This window comes from Saccharopolyspora shandongensis (assembly GCF_900106995.1).
Taxonomy (GTDB): Bacteria; Actinomycetota; Actinomycetes; order Mycobacteriales; family Pseudonocardiaceae; genus Saccharopolyspora; species Saccharopolyspora shandongensis.
Window position 1 is genome coordinate 38,015 of sequence record NZ_FNOK01000052.1, and the last position, 22,557, is coordinate 60,571.

The window sequence follows — 22,557 nt, forward strand, 5'->3', positions numbered from 1 at the left end:
GCCCGGGCCCGGGAATCCGCGCTGGGCATTGTGCTTTCCCGGCCGCCCGACCCCCATTGCGATTAAGGGTAGCCTAACTTGATCTGATCGGCCCGGGTTTCCGCCCGGCGGCATGGGAAACCCTTGTTTCCCGTAGAGCTCGTGATGTTTCATGGTGGGCGTCTTCGCGGTTCGGCAGGGAAGGGGAACTCGTCGCGTGATGCGCACCGGAGGATCGCTCGTCGTCGAGTCGCTGGCGGCGTTGGGCGCGGACACCGTGTTCGGCGAGCCCGGCCAGCACGCGCTCGGGATCTTCCAAGCCCTGGCCGGGTCCGGGCTGCGGTACGCGGGTTTCCGGACCGAGCTCAACGCCGGGTTCGCGGCGGCGGGTTTCGCCTGCGCGACCGGTCGTCCGGCGCCGCTGCTGGTGTCGACCGGCCCAGGCGCGCTGATCAGCCTCGCCGCGCTGCAGGAGGCGGCGTCCGCCTCGATCCCGGTGGTCGTCATCGGCAGCCAGGTCCCGTCCGCCGGTTTGGGTGGCGCACGCCGGGGTTTCCTGCACGAACTGCCCGATCAGCGCGCGTGCGTGGCGCAGGTGGTGAAATCCGCCGGAACGGCCCGGCATCCGTCGCAGATCCCGAGCGCGATCGCCCGCGCCTGGGAGGTCGCGCTCACCCCGCCGCACGGCCCGGTCTACGTCGAGATCCCCCAGGACGTCCTGCTGGCCGAGGTCGATGTCCCGCCCGTGACCGGGCTGACCGCGACGCCGCAACTACCGGCGCCGAGACCGGAACTGATCCGCGCCGCGGCGGCCGACCTGGATCGAGCGCAGCGCCCGGTGATCCTCGCGGGCGGCGGAGTGGTGCGCGCCGGGGCCGAGGATGCCCTGCTGGAACTCGCCGAGAAGCTGCGCGCCCCGGTTGCGACGACCTTCGGCGCCAAGGGCGCATTCCCCTGGCTGCATCCGCTGTCGGCGCGGTCCTGGCTGGAGGATCAGCACACCACGGATTTCCTGACCGACGCGGATGTTCTGCTCGTGGTCGGCAGCGGGCTCGGCGAGTTGTCCAGCAATTACCACACGTTCCGGCCGCGCGGGCGGGTCATCCAGATCGAAGCGGACCCGGGCAAGCTGGAGGCGAACCTCCCGGCACTGGGCGTGCACGCCGATGCGCGGCTCGCCCTGGCGGAGCTGGCTTCGGCGGTCTCCGCCAGGGAACCCGACGGAGCGGCGGAAGCGCGTGTCGACGAGCTGCTGACGAAGATCCGGCACCGGCTCGACGGCCAGGACCTGGGCACCGAACGCGCACTCGTCGAGGCGATTCGAGCCGCGCTGCCCGACGCCGCGCCGAGCTTCTGGGACATGACGATCCTCGCCTACTGGGCCTGGTCGGCTTTCGACGCACGGGTCTCGGGCGCGATGCAGTCGGCGCAGGGCGCCGGCGGGCTCGGCTACGGGTTCCCCGCCGCGTTGGGCGCCGCCGTCGCGCTGGGCGATCAGCGGCCGGTGCTGGCCGTTTCCGGTGATGGCGGCGCGATGTACGGCATCAGCGAGCTGGCCACGGCGCGGCAGCTGGGGTTGAACGCGACCTGGTTGATCGTGGACGACGGCGGCTACGGAATCCTGCGCGAGTACATGACCGACGCCTTCGGAGCCACCTTCGGGACGGAGCTCGCCCGGCCCGATTTCGTCGCGCTCGCGGAGTCCTTCGGAGTCCCGGCGCGCAGGTCGACGCCGGAAGACCTGGAGCGAGACCTCGCGGCCGCGCTCGCGGAGCCGGGCCCGAACGTCGTGGTGCTGCAAGCGAATCCGCGCATGTTCGCGCCAACGCACCTGCCCGGCTGAGCTCTCGACGGGCCTCCAGAATGGCTCCGCCCGGCTGATCTCCAAGCACCCAGTGCCAGTGCCGGTTTCGCGCGAAACCGCCACCTTGCCTCACGTGGGATGGCGCTTTCGCGCGAAACCGCCATCCCGTCCCCACGCGAAGTGGCGCTTTCGCGCGAAACCGCCGTCCTGCCTCCAGGGGAGCGGCGGTTTCGCGCGAAAGCGGCGTTTCGTGTTCTGGGTGGCCACGTTCCATTCGTGCCCGGGCATCATTCTGAAAGGACCGGTCAGGCCAGGTGGTCCAGAAGTAGTCGGGCATCCGGTAGCTCGTCGAGGCGTATCACTGTGTCGACCAGGCTCTCTGCGGTCGGCTCCGGGACGAGACTGCGGAACTTGGTGATCAGCGCTTCATCGCCGATCGGGTTGGTGGGCGAGCCCACCGGATCGGTGACCCGGCACCGGTGGCTGCCGCCTTCGGTGACCAGGTCGATGACCGGTTCTTCGGATGCCGACATCGACGAATCCACCTCTAGCACAACGGAATCCATGATCCCGCGCACTCGCTCGTCGTGACGGTGCTCCGGGCCGTACGCCGCGAGGTCCGCGGCGCCGTACGCGATCTGAGCGGCGACCGCGTACGGCAGGCTGAGCTGCGCCGTGCCGAGGGTTCGCGTGTCGCGGCCACCGCACATGTCGGCCAGGAAGGGGCTGAGCCTGACGCGCACCTCGCGGATCTCGTCGGCGTGCAGGCCGTGGTCGCGCATGAGTTGTGCGACGGCGTCGACGGCCGAATGCGTGCCGCGGCACGACGCGTGGGGTTTGATGGCGCACCGCTGGATTCGCCACTGCTCGCCGAGCCCGTCGGTGAACGCGGCGTGCTCCGCGGTTTCCGGCGCGAAGGTGCTGAGGAATCCGCCCCAGACGTCGTCGAGGGCGTGGACCGGGCCGGGGATTCCGCTTCCGGCGAGCGCGGCCGCGGCGACACCGGCTTCCGCCGCCCGGCCCGCGTGCAGCCGCTTGCTCAAGGCACCATTGTGGACGAACGCCCAGAGGCCGCCGCTCATCGAGGCGGCGAAACCCACGGCCGCGGAGCATTGTTCCGGGTCCAGCGCCAGGATGCGGGCTGTCGCGGCCGCCGAACCGAAGGGCCCGCAGGTGCCGGTGGAGTGCCAGCCCGCCTGGTTGTGCTCCTGGTAACCGCCGCAGCCCTCCAATGCGCGTCGGGCGAGGTCGTAGCCGAGAACGATCGCGACCAGCAGTTCCGGGCCGGAAACGGCTCGGTCCGTCAGCGAAAGGGCGGCCAGGGCGGCGGGCACGACGACCGCGCCGGAGTGGTCGCAGCCGCCGGTGTCGTCTAGTTCCAGCGCGTGCGCCGCCACGCCGTTGGCCAGCGCGGCGTCGCGAGCCGTCGCGCGCAGGCCGGTTCCCCATATCGCGGCTCCTGCGGCGGTCGGGGTGGTGAGGGCTGCGGTGATCCCTGCCGTTTCCGGTGTCCTGGCACCGGCCAGGGCCGCGCCGAGGGTGTCGAGCAGGTGCCGCTTGGCCTTCTCCGCGACGCTGCCGGGGAGGTCCGCGAAGGCGGTTCCGGCGATGAACTCGCCGAGGCGGCTCGCGGTGGGCTCAGGCATCGGAACCGCCTCCGGTCAGTCGGGCGAAGACGTCGGCCGGGTGCCCGGGCTCGTTGACGGTGTGGTTCGCGCGCCACCAGTCCGCGATCTCGCTGCCGGTCGCGAACCACACCCCGCCGGTGGCGCGGATGCGCTGGAGGAGCTCGCGGACGAGGCCGATGCGCCCGGGCGTTCCGGACACCTCCGGGTGCAGGCGGAGGACGTAGCAGAGCCCGAACCGCTGGTACGCCTGGAATTCCCGCCACCAGTTGTCCAGCACGTCGGCGTAGCCGGCGATCCGGCACTGGCCGGCGGGCATCGGCGGGTCGAGGTTGAACACGAAGTACGGGGCGTCTTCGAGCTCGTGGTGCAGCGGGATCTCCACCGGCCCGGCGGGGTGGACGTACGGCAGATCGTCGCCGCGCCACGACGAGGACCAATCGATCCCCACGGCCGCCAGCGCCTCCAGGAGCCCGCGGGCGAAATCGCCCTGCGGCACGCGGAATCCCCGGGGTCGCGCACCGGCGACCCCAGCCAGCGCCTCCTGACCGGCTTCGATCGCGGAAAGCTGGCCGGCGAGGTCGAGCCGGTCGAAGTCCTCGTGCGCGAAGCCGTGATTGCCGATCTCGTGACCGGCGGCGTGGACGCGCTCCACCAGCTCCCGGTGCTCGCGGGCGTTCGCGCCCGGGACGAACCAGGTCGTCGGCACGTCGAGATCGGCGAACAACGCCAGCAGCCGGTCGACGCCGCGCGTCGCGCCGTAGCGGAACTGCGAGAGCGTCTTCTCCCGCGATTCCAGCGAGGGATCTGCTGAAAGCAGGGCTAGGTCGCCGTCGAAATCCACCGTGACCGCCACGGCGCACTGCCGCCCGCGAGGCCAGGTCCGCTTCGCCATGTCACCTCTCCTCCGGAACGTCCCGCACCTCGCGGTGCCACTCGGCGATGTCGCGGCAGGTCGCGAACCACACGTCACCTGGACCGCGCATGTGCGTCAGGAACTGCTCCAGCAGCTGCAGCCGCCCGGGCTTGCCGACCACCTTGGGGTGGAAGAGGGTCGTCATGCACAGGCCTTCCGCCCGGTGCCCGTCGAACTCGCGCCGCCAGTTGTCCAGGGTCGTCGCATAACCGGCGATGCGATCCTGCCCGGCCGGGAAGTCCGGCCGGCGGTGGTACGCGAGGTACGCGTAGTCGTCGAGCTCCCAGCGCGCCGGTATCTCCACCAGCGGCGACGGCCGCCCGTCGATGCGGTGCTGGTAGGGCCGGTCGTCGCCGCGCATCGAGCTGGAGTAGCGGAATCCGTGCTCGACCAGCAGCCGGGGCGTGTCGACGGCCCAGTCCCCGGACGGCGTCCGGTAGCCGACCGCGGGCGCGCCCAGCACGTCCGCGAAGATCTCCTGGCTGCGCCGGAGAATTCGCCGTTGCTGGTCGGTGTCGAGATCGCGGAACGACTCGTGCCGGTAGCCGTGGTGGGCGACCTCGTGGCCGCGCGCCACGACGTCCCGGCAGCGCTCCGGCCACGTCTCCACGACCCACGCCGGGATGAAGAACGTGGCCGGGACGCCGGCGGCGTCGAGGAGGTCGAGGATCCGCGGCAGCGCCCGCCACGGGCCGTACGAGCCGAGGGTGAAGTACTCCGGTTTCCGCCAGATGCTGCCGTCGAGCATGGCGGTCCCGGTCGGCCCGTCGAGGTCGAAGGCGAGGGCGACGGCCACCCGGGCGCCGCCCCGCCAGACCAACCGGCCACCGCTCACGGCTTGACGCCGTTGACCACCGGCCGGGTCGCCCCGTAGCCCAGGCCCCACTTGTCCAGGATCGCCTGGTAGGAGCCGTTGTCGACGACCGCGGTCAGGGCCTTCTGCACCGCGGCGGCCATCTGCTGGTCGCCCTTCTTGACCACCACGCCGAAGGGCTTGCCGGACAGCGGTTCCAGGACGGTCTCGAACTTCGCCGGGTCCTTCTTCTCGAAGAACGCCAGGTTCTCGCCGCTCTGCACCGCGACGTCCGCGCGGCGCTGCTCCAGCTGCAGGCGGGCCGCCGACCCGGAGTCGGTCGGCAGCAGCTCGATCGCCGGGCGCCCCTTGCCGCCGCACGTCTCCGCGTCGTACTTCTGCACCATCAGGTAGTAGTCGGTCTTCTTGCTCACCGCGAGCTTCTTGCCGCACAACGATTCCGGCGAGGTGAACTCCGCGGCGCGATCCTGCAGCGAGTAGAACTGGGCGCGGGAGAGGAAGTAGTCGACGAAGTCGACCGTCTTCTGCCGCTCGGTGGTGTCCGACAGCCCGGACATGACGATGTCGACGCGGCCGGTGGCCACGGAGTTGAGCAGCTGGTCGAAGGGCTGCTCCACGAACTCGGCCTTGACGCCGAGCTGCTGCGCCATGGCGTTGGCGATCTCGACGTCGACGCCGACCACCTGGCCGGTCGCCTCGTCGCGGAACTCCATCGGCGGCAGGTCCGGGGACATCCCGATCCGGATCGTCCCGGACTGCGCCACGACGTCCGGCAACCCGCTGGCGTTCGGCGCTCCGGTGTTCGTGCTGCCGCCCGCGCAGCCCGCCGTGCCGAGCAGCCCGGCGAGCAGCGCGGCGGTGAGGATCCGGGGAGCCTTGGTGCCTTTTCGAAGCATGACTACCTCTTTCGACGAATCGGGGGTTGGAGGTTCCTTAAGAATGCGGCGTCAGCCGCATGCGGTGAGGGACTCGGCTTGCACCGCCGCGGGTTCTCAGGCTGTGCCCGCCTTTCGGGGCTACTGGGCGAGGCCAGTCCCCGATGCCGCGTATTGGTCATACGTAAGTCGGGGCTCCCGCAGTCCAGGCGGCGGCCGTAACTCCCGCAGGGGGCCGCTACCCGGACCGCCACGCAAACCGAATCTGCAACCACCCGTCAGAGAACCCGCTGCAGGAATGCCCGGGTGCGGGGGTGTTCGGGGTGGTCGAGCACCGCCCCGGGCGCGCCGATCTCGACGATCGCGCCGGCGTCCATGAACGCGACCCGGTCGGCCACCTCGCGGGCGAAGCCGATCTCGTGGGTCACCACGATCATCGTCAGGCCCGACTTCGCCAGGTCCTTCATCACTTCGAGGACCTCGCCGACCAGTTCGGGGTCCAGCGCCGAAGTGGGCTCGTCGAACAGCAGCAGGGACGGCTCCATCGCCAACGCCCGCGCGATCGCCACCCGCTGCTGCTGGCCGCCCGAGAGCTGCCGCGGATACGCGTCGCGCTTGTCGGCCAGCCCGACCCGGGCCAGGAGCCCCTCGGCCCGGGCGACGGCCGTGGCCTTCGTTTCCCGCTTGACCTGGACCGGGCCCTCGATCACGTTCTCCAGCGCGGTCAGGTGCGGGAAGAGGTTGAAGCGCTGGAAGACCATGCCGACGGACTGCCGCTGCCGGGCGACCGACCGCTCGTCCAGCTCGTGGAGCTTCCCGCCGCGCGGCTCGTAACCGATGACCTGGTCGCCGACCCAGATCCGGCCGCGGCTGATCTGCTCCAGGTGGTTGATGCAGCGCAGGAAGGTGCTCTTGCCCGACCCGGAGGGCCCGAGCAGGCACAGCACCTCGCCGTCGGCGACATCCAGATCGATGCCCTTGAGGACCTGCAGGTCGCCGAAGCTCTTGTGCACGCCCTCGGCCCGCACCAATGCGGTCATCACGCACCTGCTTTCTGCCGCAGCACGGCTGCCCGCAACTTCTGCAGCGGGGTGGGCGGCAGCGCACGGCTCGTGGCACCGCGCGCGTAGTGGCGTTCGAGGTAGAACTGCAGCGCGGACAGCACCGACACGGCGGCCAGGTACCAGATGGCGCAGACGATGAGCAGTTCCATGATCCGGTTGTTGACGAAGTAGATGTGCTGCGCCTCCAGCACGATCTCGGTGACGCCCACGGCCGACGCGAGCGACGTCGTCTTCAGCATGCTGATCGTCTCGTTGCCCACCGGCGGGATGATCACCCGCATCGCCTGCGGCAGCACGATCCGCCGCAACGCCTTCAGCCGCGTCATCCCGATCGCCCGCGCCGCCTCCAGCTGCCCCTCGTCGACGGACAGGATCCCGGCGCGCACCACCTCGCTGGTGTAGGCACCCTGGTTGATGCCCAGGCCGAGCGCGGCGGCGACGAACGGCGTCACCAGCTCGACCGTGCGGCCGGTGTAGATGCCCGGGATCGAGACCACCGGGAAGATCAACGCCAGGTTGAACCACATCAGCAGCTGCAGGTACACCGGGGTGCCGCGGAAGATCCACACGTAGACCCAGGCGACGCCGCTGGTGATCGGGTTCTTCGACAGCCGCATCACCGCGACGACGACGCCGAGGACGATCCCCAGCACCATCGCCACGACCGTGAGGACCAGCGTGAGCACCAGGCCCTTGAGCAGCACGGGTGCCGCGAGGTATTCGCGAACCACCGACCACTCGATCTGCGCGTTGGCGAAGGACTGCGCGAACCAGGCGACCACCAGCACCACGACGACCGCGGCGACCCAGCGGCCGACGTGCTTGCGCGGCACCGTTTCCCAGTCCGCGCCTGCCATCGCGGCGGGCTCGGCCTGGTGCAGCGGGCTCATGACCTCGGCCCCTCGTACTCGGCGGACCACGCGCGCTGCGCGGCCGTGACGGCCGCCAGCCGGTCGATCTGCTCGGCGACCCGGTCCGGCGCGGTCCCGCCGTAGCCGATGCGGGCCGCCACGGCCGCCTCCGGCGTCAGCCGGTCCCGCACCGCCGGCGTGAGCCGTTCGTCCACGGCCCGCAGGTCGGCGTCCGTCACCTCCTCCAGCTCGATGCCCCTGTCCTCGCACAGCTGCACCAGGGCGCCGGTGACCTCGTGCGCCTCGCTGAACGGAACTCCTTGCTCCGCAAGCCAATCCGCCACCTCGGTCGCGAGGGTGAACCCGTCGGTGGCCTGCTCGCGCAGCACGTCCACGTCGACCCGCATCGTGCGCACCATGCCCGCCATCGCGGGCAGCACCAGCGCCAGCGTGTCCACGCTGTCCAGCGCGGCCCGCTTGTCCTCGGCGAGGTCGCGGTTGTAGGCCAGCGGCAGGGACTTCAGCACCGCCATCAACCCGGCCAGGTCGCCGAGCAGGCGCCCCGCCTTGCCGCGGGCGAGTTCGGCGATGTCGGGGTTCTTCTTCTGCGGCATGATCGAACTGCCGGTGGAGAACCCGTCGTCGAGCACGACCCAGCCGAACTGCCGCGAGGTCCACAGGCAGACCTCCTCGCCCAACCGCGACACGTTGACCGCGAGCATCGAGGCGGCGAACAGGAACTCGGCGACGTGGTCGCGGCTGGCGACGGCGTCGATGGAGTTCTCGCACGGCGCCGAGTACCCGAGCTCGGCCGCCGAGAGCTCCGGCCGCACCGCGACGGAGGAACCGGCCAACGCCGCCGCGCCCAGCGGCGAGCGGGCGCTGCGCCGGTCCCAGTCCTGCAAGCGCTCGACGTCCCGGGAGAAGGACTGGGCGTGGGCGAGGAGCTGGTGGGCGAACACCACCGGCTGCGCCGGCTGCAGGTGCGTGAACCCCGGAGCGATCGACCGGACGTGCTGCCGTGCCTGGGCGATCAGGGCGTCCTGCAGGTCGGCCACCTCGGCGACGATCGTTCGCACCCGGTCCCGGAGGAACAGGCGCAGGTCGTTGGCGGCCTGGTCGTTGCGCGACCGACCGGCCCGGACCTTGCCGCCGAGCGGGCCGAGTCGCTGGAGCAGGACCCGCTCGATGAAGGTGTGCACGTCCTCGTCGTCCGGCGTCGGCGAGATCCGGCCGGCGCGGACGTCCGCGTCCAGCTCGTCGATCGCGGTCAGCACGGCCGTGCACTCGGACTCGTCGAGGATGCCGCCGCGCCGCAGCTCGCGGACGTGGGCCCGGGAGCCGGCGAGGTCGTAGGGGGCCATCCGGAAGTACGACGGGTCGGATCGGGAGAGATCGGTCAGCGCGGGGTCTGACGGCGTGCGAAAGCGCCCGCCCCACAAGCGAATCGTGTCGGCCAATGTCCCATCGCCCTTCCCCTGTGCGGCAAGTAACGGGGAGCGTGGCGCCGCGAACACCCGAAAGTCAACACTTGTTTTTCATAGGAAACACAGGTTTCATGGGTGCGCGGATGGCAACCTGGAACTCCAGCCCGAGAGCAAGGAGTCCCGACCCGTGGCAGGTACCCACAAGGCACCCACCGGCGAGCAGCGCGGCGAAGGCATCGGCGCGCAGCTGAAGGCCATCCGGATGTCCAGGCGCAAGACGCTCGCCGAGCTGGCCGAGCGCAGCGGCCTGACCAAGGGCTATCTATCCAAAGTGGAGCGCGATCAGGTCAACCCCTCGGTGGCGTCGCTGATGCGGCTCTGCGAGGCACTGGAGGTCTCCGTGTCGACCTTCTTCGCGGCCGCCGCGGGCGAGGTGGTCCGGCACGGCGCCTACCCGTCCATCCGCTTCGGCGGCGACGGCATGCACGAGTACCTCCTGACGCCCGAAGGTGAGCGCCGCGTGCAGGCGATCCTGAGCGTGATCGGCCCCGGCGGCGGCAGCGGCGACGAACCGTACGTCCTGCCCACCGGGGTCGAGTTCGTCTTCGTGCTGGAAGGCCGCCTCCGCATCGTCCTCGCCGGGGAGGAGATCACCCTGGAAACCGGCGACGCCCTCACCTTCGCCGGAGACACGGCGCACACGTTCACCAGCGTCACCGACGACGGCAGTCCCACCCGGGTCCTCTGGATCCTCGCCCCGGCGCTCGCGACGCCGAAGACCGGCTGAGCGACGGCCGGGGCTCCGCGCCTATCATCTGCCCGGACGGGCGAAGCCCCGTGCCTTGCGAATTCGACCGGGCCGAGGATGGGCGGGAGCAGGCATGGCCGTGACCGACCGGAAACCGCGCGGCGCGCTGCGCATCCTGCTGCGCGCGCCGATCTGGCTCTACCGGGCGAGGCTCGGGTGGCTGGTCGGGCACCGGCTGCTCTACCTGGCCCACCGAGGCCGGCGAACCGGCGCCCGGCGGGAAGTGGTCGTGGAGGTCGTGAGCTACGACCCGGCGGTCCCGGAGGTCGTGGTGGTGGCGGCGTGGGGCAAGAACCCCGACTGGTACCGGAACATCCAAGCGGCCCCGGCCATCGAGGTGCGCCTCGGCGGAAGCCGATGGCCCGAGCCGGACCACCGCTTCCTCGAAAGCGGAGAGGTCCAAGAGGTGCTAGTGGCCTACCAGAAGGCCCACCCGAGTGCCTGGAAGCGCCTGGCTCCACTCCTCGGCTTCCCGGAAACCCCAACAGACCCCCGCTGGCCCGAGGTAGCCGAGAAGACCCGCGCTATGGCATTCAAACCAACCCGCTGAACACAGCCGGGATTTCCATTGGGGGCCACATGCGCGTGGAACGGGCGATGAAGGGCGACCTGATGATGTGGCGTCGGGGGATTTGCTCTCTCTCATCAGGCGGTCCCCGCGCGGGGTCCGGAACGGGATGAGTTCCTGCTCCTGCGGTGGTTGGCGATGGCGACCGCGATGGCTGTCGCGACGATGAGGGCGGCAAGTACCGGATTCATGTCCTTGGACAGGCTTGGTGCTGGGTCCGGTCCGATCGGCCAGAGGGCTAGGGGTATGGCGTAGACCGCCGCGAGCGCGGCGGCCCACCAGCGGAGTGCTCGGAGACGGGTATCGCTCAGGGTGCCGATCAGCACGAGCGCGACCGGGAGCGCCGCCACCATGGCGAACTGGCCGATGATCAGGACCGGTGTGGCCCACGCCGAGATGGTGACGAGCCTTGCGGCCGGGAAGCGGTTGCCGTGCGTTGTCGCGGTGACTATTCGTCTCCTCCTTGTGTTGCTGCGTAGCGCGTGAACTCCGTTGTGGCGCAACAGAGCGAGTGTTTCCCCGGCGCGAGTTCGCCGGCGTTCCCGGGGCGCCGCCGGGTCGCGTCAGGTGTTGTCCGTCGGGCGGTACTGGCCGGACTCGGCGGTGGTCTTGAGCGCCGTCAGCCATGCCTCCAGGCCTTGGCCGAGGTGATCGGTCGCGAGGGGCACGTTCGCGTCGACCTGCGGGCCGGTGTGGGTTTCCTCGGTGCGCACCAGGACGCCGCCGTCGACCTCGGTGAAGTTCCAGACGTGGACGCCGTCGATCTGCAGTCCTTCGCCGATCGCGGACCCGGTCCAGCGGATGCACTTGTCGCGCTGGAGCTGCTGGACGGTGGAGGTGATGACCAGCGTCGTGGCGGGGTTGGCCGGGGTGGGCGGGACCGGCGTGGTCCACCGGAACTGCGAGTGCTTCCGGAACGAGTCCGCGTCCAGGCGCTCCGCGCTGCTGACGGGCTGCTGCCAGGACGGCCAGCTCGCCACGTCGGTCTGCAGCTTCCAGACGGTGCTCAACGGCGCCCTGATGAAGGTCTCGGTCCGGTACCGGACCTTGGCGGTGGGATCGACACCTTCGCCCTGGCAGGTCAGCGAATCCGGGCCGGCGGTGTGACCGCCCGTCCCCGCCAGGGTGGGGATGACGATGGCGCCGAGGATGCCGGCGGCCAGCGGAATCGCGAGCAGTGCGGCGCGTGCACCGCGTCTGCGGCGGGGCCGGGCCTGCTGGTTCGGCGAGGTGCTCGGGTCGATGCCGGACATGGTTCTCCTCCTCGTGGGACGCGAGGCAGTTAGTTGTATTCGCTGAAGTTAGAAGCTATAACTGCAGTGTCGTGAGTGTCAATAGAGAAAGTGATAACGTCTAACTGGAGTTGTTGGCGCCACGGCCAAAGGAGGCTGACTGCGATGGGTGCGAGCGCGCGGGAGCGCTACCGAGCCCAGGTGCATGCCGAGATCAAGCAGCACGCGTGGGAGCAGGTGGCCACGACGGGCGTCTCTGCGTTGTCCCTCAACGCGATCGCCAAGCGCATGGGGATGAGCGGCCCCGCGCTGTACCGGTACTTCGCCGGCCGCGACGAGTTGCTCACCGAACTCATCCGCGACGCCTACCGAAGCCTCGCCGACGCCGTCCTGGCGGCGGCCGACTCGGGCGCCGACGTGGCCGCGCTGGCCCACGTCGTGCGGGACTGGGCCCTCGCGGACCCGCAGCGGTACTTCCTCCTCTACGGCACGCCCGTTCCCGGCTACCACGCGCCGGAGGACACCGCGAAGATCACCTCCGAGATGATGGCCGTGCTGATCGAGGCCCACAAGACGGCGATGTCGGCGGACGTGCCGGCGACGCCGTTCGACGCCCATCTCGAAGAACACCGCCATTGGGCCGCGGATGGCTCGGCGCCGACCGCGGCGCTCCGCAAGTCGCTGTCCTTCTGGACTCGCGTGCACGGCGTCGTCTCGCTCGAACTCGCCGGGCACTTCAACGGAATGGGATTCGACCCCGCCCTGCTCTTCGCGCAAGAACTGGACGAACTGCTGGAGCCCTGAAATACGGCCGCGTCGCTGGAACGGTCCGTACGCGTGCCGCCCAGTCGCGCCACTGCCCCTCCGAGACCACCTCGCCGATGTGGCGCTCCGGCCGATGTGAAGATCGCAGGCAGCGCCCGCCATCGCGGTTGTGCGGCGAACGCGGCGAGGCGGTGCGGTCATCCGGAGCCAGGCGATGACCGCATCGATGGCGACGGCGGGGACCAGCCACGACCACGCCGCCGATCGGGTCGCCCAGGTGGTCCGCGCTGCGATCCAGGCCGTCCAACCCCGCTGAACTGCGCAGGATTTCGGCTTCTCCGAGCCGGTGCCCGTGGTCGAAATCGGTCCTGGGTGCGCGACGGCCCGGAGGGCTGCATCGCCGGAGCGGGCACTGCGACCGGTTCGCGGCGGGAATTCTCGTCCCAATTTTGCCTAAAACCGGAATCCTCGGGGATCTCAATTTGGGCCAAAAATCGGAAAATCCCAGCTCTTGGATGGCCGAGGTGCTCACGGAGACGGCAGAAGCGCCTCCTTTGAGGACACCAAGGCGAAGCCCGATGCCGATCGCGCCCGCCGCGACCTCAAACACGCGCTGGACATGGTCGTCCTGCGCGCAGCCCGTCGCGCGGTCGAGCGGGCGACGTTCAGGCTGAATCGTCCCGCGATTTCTCCCGGTAGCCGTAAAGCCGGACGGGTGACCGACTGTTTCGAAGCGTGCGAGCCGCTTCGGGACGGCGAGGAGTGGCTGAGCGGGCCGTGGGCGGTCGCGGGCTACCTGGGTGCGCTCGCCGAGACGCTGGCGGCACTGCGGATCGGCGAGGAATCCGGAGGTCGGGAGGTGTGGCCTGCCGACGCGTTCGACCGCCTGCTGTTCAACAGGTTCTCGGCCGATGTCCGGATGCCGTCGGGTGTCGCCTCGACCTCGCCGAACCGGCTTTCAGCACCGAGTACTTCGCCCCGGTTCTCGGGGCGGCGGAGCTACCTGGTGGTGGACCGGAATTCCTCGCCGCGGCGATCGAGAAGCCCGACCAACGGCTGCGCGGAGCTCGGCGCGAACATCATCGTGGCCCCGCGAACCGCCAAGGGTACGCCTGGGCGAACATCTCTCTCGTGACTCGATCATCCCTTGAGGACATTCGGCCGCGGCAGGCGTCAGTTGTAGCCCAGGATCAGGTGGCTGTCTTCGTGGTCGTAGAACGTCGCTTCGGGGTTCTCCTGGCGCGGCCACTGCGTCGGCTCCGGCTCGGTGTCGGCTGCACCGTTCGCCGCGGCCGGGTTCGTCGTCGTGTCTACATGGGACTGCTGGGTCATCGTGCTGACCTTCCTCGCTTCAGTTTCCGGGGATGGTGACGTTCTCGATGGGACGGGACGCCCATTGTGCGAGGTTTACCACATGGTCGCCGTCGAACAATGCGCAGGTGTGGTCGGTCAGGGTGAAGACGCTCAGCGGTTTCAGGCCGAGCAGCCTCGCCGCGACGAACGGGCCTGCGATGCGGGTGACGTCGCAGACCGCGCCGATGCGGAACAGCGATTTGGATTCGGCCGTGACGTCGTCCCCTCCGGCGCGCAGCACGATTCGCAGCTGAGGCGCGACGGCTCGGGCCGTGACCGCGACGGCGATGTTCTCCAGGCCGTCGGACGAAACCGCCGCCAGTGCTCTGGCTTTCGGCACGGCGAGGCGTTGCAGCAAGAATCGGTCGCCGCCTCGGCCCAGGACCACGGGGATGCCGAGCTCGCGGGCCAGCGGCAGGCACGGTGCGTGGCGGTCTCGTTCGACGGCGACCACGGGGATTCCCATCGCTTGCAGTTCGCAGCACAGCCGTAGTGCGACCTGCCCGAGGCCCACGACTACGACGTGGTTGCGGCGTGGAACAGCGCGGGAGCCGACGATGCCGGTGAGCCGTCGCGACATGAGCCGGTCCACGAAGCCCGCGGTGAACATCGCGGCGAGTGCGAGCACGGCGAGCATGGATAGCGCGGAGAGCAGCTTGTACCAGTCGGGGGCGTGTTCGATGGCGGGGGAGGAGCCGACCGTGGTCAGGGTGCGGGTGGCGTGCCAGATCGCGTCGGCCCAGTGCTCGTGCAGGACGGCCCAGGCCAGGGTGCTGTCGAGGGCGAGCACGAGGAGCAGGCCGGCGAATCCGGTGAGCATCGCTCGTGATGAGGTCTCCACGGGCCGGAACTGGCTGCGGAGCAGGTGGAATCGGCTTCGCCACGGCGCGGGCCGATGCGGCGTCCGCCTGACCCGGGTCCCGTCGGCGGTGTGCTCGACGGCCACGAGCTGGTCGCCCGAGCGTTGGAGGCTGGCGAGGTTCGCGGTGACGCAGGTGCCCAGCAGCGCCGGCACGATCGCGTCCGTCATGCCGAGCACGGTGCAGTTCGGGACGGTGCGGGTGAGTTCGTCCGCGACCGTGCGATCGAAGATCGTGATGACCAGTCGTACCCCGGGTGCGAGATGCTCCACGAGCAGGGCGTAGCGCAACGCCACGATGTCGTTGCGGGACACCACCGCCACGCCGTCGACGGAGTCCGGTAGTCGGCGTCGCAGCTCGTCGTCGTCCGGTCGGTGCAGGCGGTCGACGTGGTTCCCCCAGCGTTGGGCGTGGTCGGCCACCGATCGGCCCAGGTCCTCGTCGTCGCCGATGACGAGGAGGGTGCGGCCGGTCGGCGGCGCTACCTCGTGCTCGGGCGGCGGGCCTGCGTGGTTGACCATCGATCCGTTCACCGTTCCGTCGGCGCGAGCTTGGGAAGATGTTCCGGAAGATTAGAGTTTCGCCGGCCACGAGAAGCTTGTTCGATCGGCTACTGTTGCCCGCACCCGGCTGTCCGGTCGAACAAGCCCCCGCGGCGCGACGACCCGCCGTCAGGTCCCGTCGGACAGGTGGGCGCTGATCGCCTCGAACATCCGCAGCGACGCGAGGTGCTTCCACCGTTCTAGCGGCGCAGGCCAGCTGGAGAGCTTCACGCCCACCACGTCGTTCGCGCGGTCGAGGTAGACGAGTTGGCCGTGGATGCCCAGGCACAACGCCACATCGCCACCAGAACTTGCTGCGGTACGCCCCGCCGGGCAGCCCGTGCCCGTCGACGGTCGCGGCGAAGGCGGTCGCCGAGCACGGGCTGCGCGATCCAGCTCGTCGCGCCGCATCACCGCGACGACCGGCTCCTCGCAACCGCCGCCACCGTCGAACGCACCATCGGGCACCTGCGGCCGGACTCGGCAGCGGGGACCACCTGACCGAGCGAGGCACCGCCGCCTGGCTCACCGCCTCGGGGAACCTCGTCGGGTCCGTTCGGGCATCTGGCATGGGACCGCTTGTGCCCTCGCGGTCATTCCTGCCGCGGGGCTGCGGTGGCAGGCTTGGTGGGATCGAGGTGCGAGGAGGGCGGCATGCGCGCGCAAGACCAGCTTCCTGACAAGGCCGGTTCGCCGCGGCCTCCCGCCACTCGGGTGGAACGCGCACCCCGTCCTGGGATTTCGCCTACTGGCCCGTTGTCTCCGCAAGCCTTGCTGGATTTGCAGCGCTCCGTCGGCAACGCCGCCGTCAGCCGGATGGTGGCCGTGCAACGGCATTCCTGCGGCGAGGACTGCGGGCACTCGGAGGTGCCTGATGTGCTGCGCTCACCAGGACGCCCGCTCGACGCCGGGCTGCGAGACGAGATGGAATCGCGCATGGGCGCGGACTTCGGCGACGTCCGCCTGCACGACGACAGCACCGCCCGGCGCTCCGCCGCCGAGGTCGGGGCGGTCGCCTACACCTCCGGCCGCCACATCGTCTCGGGCACCGGCGGCATCGACAAGCACACCCTGGCCCACGAGCTCACCCACGTCCTCCAGCAACGCCAAGGGCCTGTCGCCGGGACCGACCGCGGCGACGGCATGCGCATCTCCGACCCGTCCGACCGGTTCGAACGAGCCGCCGAGGCCAACGCCCGGCGGGTGATGGCGGGTGAGAGCGCCGTGCCGGACGCGCACGGCGGTCGCGCCGCCGCCAACGTCGAACGATCGCCTGCCCTGCAACGGATCCGCGCCGAGGACCGCACCCGCGACCAGACGCCGGACCCCCGACAGACTCCTAGCGGCAGGGAGTACGGCCTCACCGCCCACCACCTGATCCCCTTCAACCGCCTCAAAGACTTCGAGCGGCTCGTCGAGGGGGAGCGCGGCCAGAAGGGAACGTCCGTCCTGTTCGGCAAGACGATGCCGAACTGGGGCAACGTCACGTCGACGAACTGATCAGGATCAATCTCCTGCCCGACGCCTTCAGGTGGAACTCGCACCGGACCGAGGGCACGCCGCAGGCGCTCCACGGCGAACCGGCGAGGGTGCCTGAGGTCCTCCGCGGCATGAAGGCCGTAGAGGTGCAATCCACCCACTGGGTAGGGGAGCCCGGTTCGGACGCCGACGCCATCGCCCACCTCGGCAGCTGGTTCGTCGGGGAAATCGAGAAGGTCGAGTCGAAGTGGTACCGGGGCAAGTCCGGGAAAGGGTCCGGGGCCGAGCTCGAGCACGGCACTCACGACTTCAGCGCCTCGTACTACTACTGGGCGGATTTCAACCTCTTCTACGGTCCCAGGACGGAGATCCGCGGCGACGACCCGGACGAGGAGTTCGACACCGGCGGCGACGGGATCGTTGCGCACTACGAGGAAATGAAGAAGCTGAACGACGAGATCGCGAGAATGATCAGGAACGAGGTCCGGGGCGGGAAGGAGATCCAGGCCGTCATCGGCAGGTTCCAGATGCTCGCGCAGCAGCGCAAGACGAGAACCCCAGATGACCCGAGCAAGTGGGCGATGAGCGGCGGCAGGTGGGTCCGCCGATCGGTGAAGGGCCGCTGGACCTCGTAGCCGATCAGCCGGACGCGTCCCGGGCGGTCTTCAGGTCCGCAACCCCCGGTCCGGCGAGGTCTGCCGGGACCGCTCGTCGACCGGAGATCGCCAGGAGCAGGGAAAGCGCTGTTCCGGTTGCTTCCGGGCCGTTTCCGATCGACACGTCGGCGTCCGTCGCCGTCAGGCGGATGCGGGACGTCAGCTCCTTGGCCCCGCCGAAGGACGCCGGGGTGCGGGCCTGCAGGCGCAGCGACCGGACCACGGCCTCCGGCCGGTAGTGGCGGGTGAGGCCCAAGGGACGGCGGATGTCCTCGCCGTGGACGACCTCCTCCACGAGCCGGCTGTCCAGCGGCGCCGGCGGGGTCGACGTCCGCGACGCCACCTGGCGAAGCCGCTCCAGCGTCTCCTGCGGCGTCGCGCCGCGCTCGCGCTCCACGCCGCGCGCGTTCTGGCGGTCGAAGTCGAACCGCGCCCGGACGAGGCCGGCCACGAACCCGAGGCGCGTCGTCCGCGCCGAGTCGACCAGGTGGGCCACCACGTCGTGCACCGTCCACCCCTCGCAGAGCGACGGCGCCGACCACTGCCGCTCGTCGAGGTGCGCGAGGTCATCGATCAGCGCCGCACGCTCCGCGTGCACCATCGCCCAGACGTCGTCCTGCACGGCTTCTCCTTCGCTCGACCGACTTGTCCGCCAGGTGTGACTCCCGGTTCGGCGCGGAATCGTCGCTCGGTGAGCGGGGGCACCGCGACATCTCACGCGGTGGAGGGCGTGGCGAACCTCCTGCTCCTGGTCGGTAGCGTGTGGTGGCCCGCGATTCATCTACCTGTGAGGACGCCGCAGTGCCAGACCACGACAGCTCGATGGTGCGCCTGCGCGGGGTGCGGGTGCACAACCTGCGCGGGGTCGACGTCGACTTCCCGCGCGACGCGCTGGTCGCCGTCACCGGCGTCTCGGGGTCGGGCAAGTCCTCGCTGGCGTTCGGCACCGTCTACGCCGAGGCGCAGGCGCGGTACCTGGAGTCGGTCGCACCGTACGCGCGGCGGCTCATCGACCAGGCCGGGACGCCCGATGCCCGCGAGATCACGGGATTGCCGCCTGCCGTCGCGTTCCAGCAGGCCCGCGGCGTGGCCCAGGCCCGCTCCACGGTGGGCACCGTGACCGTGCTGTCGAACTCCCTGCGGCTGCTGTTCTCCCGCGCCGGCACCTATCCCGACGGCGCCGAGCGGCTGGACTCCGATGCCTTCTCGCCGAACACGCCGGCCGGCGCGTGCCCGCGGTGCCACGGCCTCGGCCGGATCCACGAGGTCAGCGAGGCCTCGCTGGTGCCGGATCCGGGGCTGTCCATCCGGGAGAAGGCGATCGCCGCGTGGCCGGGCGCCTGGCAGGGCAAGAACTACCGCGACATCCTGGCCGTGCTCGGCTACGACGTCGACCGGCCGTGGCGCGAGCTGCCCCAGGCCGAGCGGGAGTGGATCCTGTTCACCGACGAGCAGCCGGTCGTCACGGTGCACCCCGAGCGCACGGCGGAACGCATCCAGCGCCCCTACCAGGGCACTTATCAGAGCGCCCGCCGATACGTCCTGCACACGCTGGCGACGACCCAGAGCACGACGCTGCGCAACCGGGCCCTGCAGTACGTGGAGGTGCTGCCGTGCCCGGCCTGCGACGGCTCGGGACTGCGGCCCGAAGCACTCGCGGTGACGTTCGCCGGCGCCACCATCGCCGACCTCGCGGCGCTCCCGCTCACCGTGCTGGCGGAGAAGCTTCGCGCCGAGCAGGACGACAGCGTCGCGCGGGTCGTGGTCGAAGATCTGCTGGCCCGCATCGAGGCGCTCGTCGAACTCGGCCTGGGCTACCTCGCCATGGACCGCGCCACGCCGACGCTCTCGGCCGGTGAGCTGCAGCGGCTGCGGCTGGCGGCGACGCTGCGCTCCACGCTCTTCGGCGTCGTCTACGTGCTCGACGAGCCATCGGCCGGGTTGCACCCCGACGACACCCAGGCGCTGCTCCGCGTGCTCGACCGGATCCGGGCGGCGGGCAACTCGCTGCTCGTCGTCGAGCACGAACCCGAGATCATCCGCCACTCCGACTGGCTCGTCGACGTCGGTCCCGGGGCCGGCGAGCACGGCGGGCTCGTGCTCTACAGCGGCCCGCTGGACGGCCTGAGGACGTCCGCGGACTCGGTCACGCGCGCCCACCTCTTCGACCCGCCGGCCCCGGTCGGCAAGCACCGCACTCCGGCCGGGAAGGTCGAGCTGCGCGGGGTGAGCAGGCACAACCTCGTCGAGACCGACGTCGACTTCCCGCTCGGCGTCTTCACCGCCGTCACCGGCGTGTCCGGGTCGGGCAAGACGACGCTGGTCACCGGCATCCTGGCCGCCGCCGTCCGGGACCACCTCGGCGCAGCCCGCAGCCACGCGGGCGACGACGAGGAGCCGGTGGCCGACACGTCCCGGCACGTTCGCAGCATCACCGGCCTGGACGCGATCAACCGGCTGGTCGAGGTCGACCAGCGCCCGATCGGCCGCACGCCGCGGTCGAACCTCGCGACCTACACCGGCCTGTTCGACGGGGTGCGGAAGCTGTTCGCCGCCACCGACGAAGCCCGCCGGCGGAAGTACTCGGCAGGCCGGTTCTCGTTCAACGTGGACGGTGGGCGCTGCGAAACCTGCCAGGGCGAAGGGGCGGTGGCCGTCGAGCTGCTGTTCCTGCCCAGCAGCTACTCGCCGTGCCCCGCCTGCCACGGCGCCCGCTACAACCCGGAGACCCTCGAGATCCGCTACCGGGACAAGTCGATCGCCGACGTGCTCGCGCTGACCGTCGACGACGCCCGCGACTTCTTCGCCGACGTTCCGGCGGTCGCGCGCAGCCTGGAGACCCTCCACGACGTCGGGCTGTCGTACCTGACGCTCGGCCAGCCCGCCACCGAGCTCTCCGGCGGCGAGGCGCAGCGGATCAAGCTGGCCACCGAGCTGCAGCGAACGCGCCGCGGTCACACGCTGTTCGTCCTCGACGAGCCCACCACGGGCCTGCACCCGGCCGACGTCGAGGTGCTGATGCGCCTGCTGCACACGCTGGTCGACGCGGGCAACACGGTCGTGGTGATCGAGCACGACATGACCGTCGCCGCGGGCGCTGACCACGTGATCGACCTCGGGCCCGGGGGCGGCGACGAAGGCGGTTCGGTGGTGGCCGTCGGCGCTCCGGCGGAAGTGGCCCGCGCCGGTGCCAGCCGCACCGCGCCTTACCTGCGAGAGGTGCTCGAAACCGCGGGCTGAATCCGTTGCTGCGTCAGCCTTCCTGGGCCTTCGGTTCCGCTTCCTGTTGCGGCTTCGGCAGATTCCGCTTGCTGATCAGCACGAGCGCGACGCACATGGTGAAGACGGCGAGGGCCGCCGAAGCGAACAGCACGGCCGATGCGCTCGCGGCGAAGGCCTCCTCGAAGACCCGCTGAAGGCCTTCGCGGGCTTCCGGCGGTGCGAGTTCCAGCGCGCGCTGCGCGTCGCCTTCGGCCGCTGCCGCGGAGATGGCGTCGTGCTGGCCTGCGGGCAGGTCCGCGGTCGCGACGACACCGGCGAGCTCGGCCTTGTAGAGCACGCCGAGGCCGGCGGTGCCGATCCCGGCGCCGATCGAAGCCAGGCTGGTCATCGTGCCCGCGACCATCCCGGACCGCTGCTCGTCGGTCACGTCATCGCGACGGCGAAGATCGGGGCGCCCGCGATGCCGCCGCCGGTGCCCCACAGCAGCAGCGGGAACACCAGCGACCAGGCCTGCGTGGTGGGGCCGAAGGTCAGCGCCATCCAGGCGGCGCCGACGGCCTTGCAGGCGTAGCCGATGGCGATCACGTGGCCGGACGGCAGCCAGGCCTGCATCTTGCCGCCGAGCATGCCGGCCGCCATCTGCGCGATGAACACCGGCGCGAGCAGGACGCCGCTGGCGGTGGGGGACAGGTGCAGCGAGTTCTGGAAGTACTGCACGAAGTACACCGTGCCGCCGATGGTCAGCACCCGGGACATGAAGATGGTGAAGGCCGCGCCGGTGAACGCGAGCTTGGTGAACAGCTGCAGGTCCAGCGTCGGGTTGCGGACCCTGCGCTGCACGACCACGAACGCCGCGAGCAGCGCCACGGCCACGGCGAGCTGGATCAGCGTCGACGAGGCGGTCCAGCCCTGCTGTTCGCCGCGCAGCAGCGCGAAGTTGAGCACCGCCAGCCCTGCGATCAGCAGTGCGGTGCCGCCCCAGTCCAGCGAGCCGATCTTGCCGCCGCTACCGGCGTCGCGGGGCAGGGTGCGCAGCCCGATGGCGAAGGCGGCGATCCCGAACGGCAGGTTGATCAGAAAGATCGCGCGCCAGTCCAGGACGTCGATGAGGGTGCCGCCGAGTAGCGGCGCGATCAGGCCGGCCGCGGTGGACATCGTGGTCCAGGTCGCGATGGCCATGTTGCGCCGCTGGCCGTCGTAGGCGTGCGAGAGCAGCGGGAGGGCGTTGGACATCAGGATCGCGCCACCGATTCCCTGCACCGCCCGGGCGAAGTCGAGCACCAGCGCGTTCGGCGTCGATCCGCAGGCCAGCGACGCGAGGGTGAACAGTGCGATGCCGGTGAGGTAGACGCCGCGGCGGCCCAGCCGGTCCGACAGCGTCCCGGTCACCTGGGTGACCGCGCCCATCGTGATCATGTAGGCCACGACGACCCACTGGATGTCGGCCAGGGTGCCGCCGAGATCGGCCTGGATGTCGGCCAGCCCGATGGTCACGATGGTCATGTCGATGACCACCAGGGCCGTGGCGATCACGACCAGTGCGAGCAAGGCGCGTGACCGGGCGGCCGACGGGCCGGCATCGGTTTCCGTCGTCGGAGCCACGATTCCCTCCAGTGGTAAGACGATCGCGGACGGTGTCGATCTTGCGTGGCCGAGGTTAGCCTTACTTCACTGATTCATGCAAATATGCGCGTAAACGCATTGATTGGGCCGATGC

General features: G+C 70.4%; 23 protein-coding genes. 8 read left to right on the forward strand and 15 right to left on the reverse strand.

The features are described from left to right. Window positions 1-199: 199 nt before the first annotated feature. Complete coding sequence (locus BLW84_RS36270) at window positions 200-1,822, forward strand: thiamine pyrophosphate-binding protein (protein ID WP_245761636.1); 1,623 nt, start codon at window positions 200-202, stop codon at window positions 1,820-1,822. 266 nt (window positions 1,823-2,088) lie between these two features. On the opposite strand, the gene BLW84_RS36275 is transcribed toward BLW84_RS36270, so the two are convergent. The 7 genes from BLW84_RS36275 to argH form a co-directional block, all read right to left on the reverse strand. Next, a complete protein-coding gene (locus tag BLW84_RS36275; RefSeq protein ID WP_093275129.1) occupies window positions 2,089-3,429 on the reverse strand; it encodes an MmgE/PrpD family protein in 1,341 nt (446 codons plus the stop codon). Continuing rightward, entirely contained in the window at window positions 3,422-4,303 is an 882-nt protein-coding gene (locus BLW84_RS36280; protein ID WP_093275131.1) for a polysaccharide deacetylase family protein, read from the reverse strand. The genes BLW84_RS36275 and BLW84_RS36280 overlap by 8 nt, the downstream gene beginning before the upstream one ends. Window position 4,304: 1 nt before the next feature. Continuing rightward, window positions 4,305-5,144 carry a polysaccharide deacetylase family protein gene (locus BLW84_RS36285; RefSeq protein WP_218157608.1) on the reverse strand — a complete coding sequence of 280 codons (840 nt, stop codon included), beginning with the start codon at window positions 5,142-5,144 and terminating at the stop codon, window positions 4,305-4,307. 11 nt (window positions 5,145-5,155) lie between these two features. Beyond that, entirely contained in the window at window positions 5,156-6,034 is an 879-nt protein-coding gene (locus BLW84_RS36290) for an ABC transporter substrate-binding protein (RefSeq protein WP_093275134.1), read from the reverse strand. Window positions 6,035-6,291: 257 nt separating this feature from the next. Continuing rightward, window positions 6,292-7,053, reverse strand: coding sequence for an amino acid ABC transporter ATP-binding protein (locus BLW84_RS36295; protein ID WP_093275136.1), 762 nt, complete (start codon window positions 7,051-7,053; stop codon window positions 6,292-6,294). Continuing rightward, window positions 7,053-7,967, reverse strand: coding sequence for an amino acid ABC transporter permease (locus BLW84_RS36300; protein WP_093275138.1), 915 nt, complete (start codon window positions 7,965-7,967; stop codon window positions 7,053-7,055). Before BLW84_RS36300 ends, BLW84_RS36295 begins: the two co-directional genes overlap by 1 nt. Beyond that, window positions 7,964-9,376 (reverse strand): argininosuccinate lyase, encoded by a 1,413-nt coding sequence (gene argH / locus BLW84_RS36305; protein WP_218157614.1) that lies wholly within the window; start codon window positions 9,374-9,376, stop codon window positions 7,964-7,966. Before argH ends, BLW84_RS36300 begins: the two co-directional genes overlap by 4 nt. A 166-nt stretch (window positions 9,377-9,542) precedes the next feature. Between argH and BLW84_RS36310 the strand changes: the two genes are divergently transcribed. Next, entirely contained in the window at window positions 9,543-10,142 is a 600-nt protein-coding gene (locus BLW84_RS36310; RefSeq protein ID WP_218157609.1) for a helix-turn-helix domain-containing protein, read from the forward strand. A 94-nt stretch (window positions 10,143-10,236) separates the two neighbouring features. Continuing rightward, on the forward strand, window positions 10,237-10,713 hold the full coding sequence (locus BLW84_RS36315) for a nitroreductase family deazaflavin-dependent oxidoreductase (protein WP_093275144.1): 477 nt from the start codon (window positions 10,237-10,239) through the stop codon (window positions 10,711-10,713). A 95-nt stretch (window positions 10,714-10,808) separates the two neighbouring features. On the opposite strand, the gene BLW84_RS36320 is transcribed toward BLW84_RS36315, so the two are convergent. After that, window positions 10,809-11,234, reverse strand: coding sequence for a hypothetical protein (locus BLW84_RS36320; protein ID WP_342743206.1), 426 nt, complete (start codon window positions 11,232-11,234; stop codon window positions 10,809-10,811). 60 nt (window positions 11,235-11,294) lie between these two features. Beyond that, window positions 11,295-11,984, reverse strand: a complete 690-nt coding sequence (locus BLW84_RS36325; RefSeq protein WP_093275146.1) for an SRPBCC family protein — start codon at window positions 11,982-11,984, stop codon at window positions 11,295-11,297. A gap of 144 nt (window positions 11,985-12,128) precedes the next feature. On the opposite strand from BLW84_RS36325, the gene BLW84_RS36330 reads away from it, so the two are divergent. Next, window positions 12,129-12,767 carry a TetR/AcrR family transcriptional regulator gene (locus tag BLW84_RS36330; protein WP_093275149.1) on the forward strand — a complete coding sequence of 213 codons (639 nt, stop codon included), beginning with the start codon at window positions 12,129-12,131 and terminating at the stop codon, window positions 12,765-12,767. A gap of 676 nt (window positions 12,768-13,443) precedes the next feature. After that, window positions 13,444-13,863 carry a hypothetical protein gene (locus BLW84_RS36335; RefSeq protein ID WP_093275150.1) on the forward strand — a complete coding sequence of 140 codons (420 nt, stop codon included), beginning with the start codon at window positions 13,444-13,446 and terminating at the stop codon, window positions 13,861-13,863. 38 nt (window positions 13,864-13,901) lie between these two features. On the opposite strand, the gene BLW84_RS47980 is transcribed toward BLW84_RS36335, so the two are convergent. From BLW84_RS47980 to BLW84_RS46745, 3 genes are all read right to left on the reverse strand, one after another. Next, window positions 13,902-14,060: a hypothetical protein gene (locus tag BLW84_RS47980; RefSeq protein ID WP_177226881.1), complete on the reverse strand. Its 159-nt coding sequence runs from the start codon at window positions 14,058-14,060 to the stop codon at window positions 13,902-13,904. 19 nt (window positions 14,061-14,079) lie between these two features. Then, a complete protein-coding gene (locus BLW84_RS36340; RefSeq protein WP_245761631.1) occupies window positions 14,080-15,462 on the reverse strand; it encodes an NAD-binding protein in 1,383 nt (460 codons plus the stop codon). Between the two features lie 150 nt (window positions 15,463-15,612). Next, window positions 15,613-15,951 carry a hypothetical protein gene (locus tag BLW84_RS46745; protein ID WP_143061222.1) on the reverse strand — a complete coding sequence of 113 codons (339 nt, stop codon included), beginning with the start codon at window positions 15,949-15,951 and terminating at the stop codon, window positions 15,613-15,615. 288 nt (window positions 15,952-16,239) lie between these two features. Between BLW84_RS46745 and BLW84_RS36345 the strand changes: the two genes are divergently transcribed. Together BLW84_RS36345 and BLW84_RS36350 are read left to right on the forward strand one after the other, a co-directional pair. Then, window positions 16,240-16,983 (forward strand): eCIS core domain-containing protein, encoded by a 744-nt coding sequence (locus tag BLW84_RS36345; protein ID WP_245761632.1) that lies wholly within the window; start codon window positions 16,240-16,242, stop codon window positions 16,981-16,983. Between the two features lie 110 nt (window positions 16,984-17,093). After that, complete coding sequence (locus BLW84_RS36350) at window positions 17,094-17,597, forward strand: hypothetical protein (RefSeq protein ID WP_093275156.1); 504 nt, start codon at window positions 17,094-17,096, stop codon at window positions 17,595-17,597. Between the two features lie 4 nt (window positions 17,598-17,601). On the opposite strand, the gene BLW84_RS36355 is transcribed toward BLW84_RS36350, so the two are convergent. Continuing rightward, window positions 17,602-18,240: a maleylpyruvate isomerase family mycothiol-dependent enzyme gene (locus BLW84_RS36355; RefSeq protein ID WP_218157610.1), complete on the reverse strand. Its 639-nt coding sequence runs from the start codon at window positions 18,238-18,240 to the stop codon at window positions 17,602-17,604. A gap of 179 nt (window positions 18,241-18,419) precedes the next feature. Here BLW84_RS36355 and uvrA point away from each other — a divergent pair, with 179 nt between their 5' ends. After that, window positions 18,420-20,858, forward strand: coding sequence for an excinuclease ABC subunit UvrA (gene uvrA, locus BLW84_RS36360; RefSeq protein ID WP_245761633.1), 2,439 nt, complete (start codon window positions 18,420-18,422; stop codon window positions 20,856-20,858). 13 nt (window positions 20,859-20,871) lie between these two features. Here the strand turns inward: uvrA and BLW84_RS48615 are convergent, their stop codons facing one another. Together BLW84_RS48615 and BLW84_RS36365 are read right to left on the reverse strand one after the other, a co-directional pair. Then, window positions 20,872-21,267 carry a hypothetical protein gene (locus tag BLW84_RS48615; protein ID WP_218157611.1) on the reverse strand — a complete coding sequence of 132 codons (396 nt, stop codon included), beginning with the start codon at window positions 21,265-21,267 and terminating at the stop codon, window positions 20,872-20,874. After that, window positions 21,264-22,442: an MFS transporter gene (locus BLW84_RS36365; protein WP_218157612.1), complete on the reverse strand. Its 1,179-nt coding sequence runs from the start codon at window positions 22,440-22,442 to the stop codon at window positions 21,264-21,266. Before BLW84_RS36365 ends, BLW84_RS48615 begins: the two co-directional genes overlap by 4 nt. Window positions 22,443-22,557: the final 115 nt, after the last annotated feature.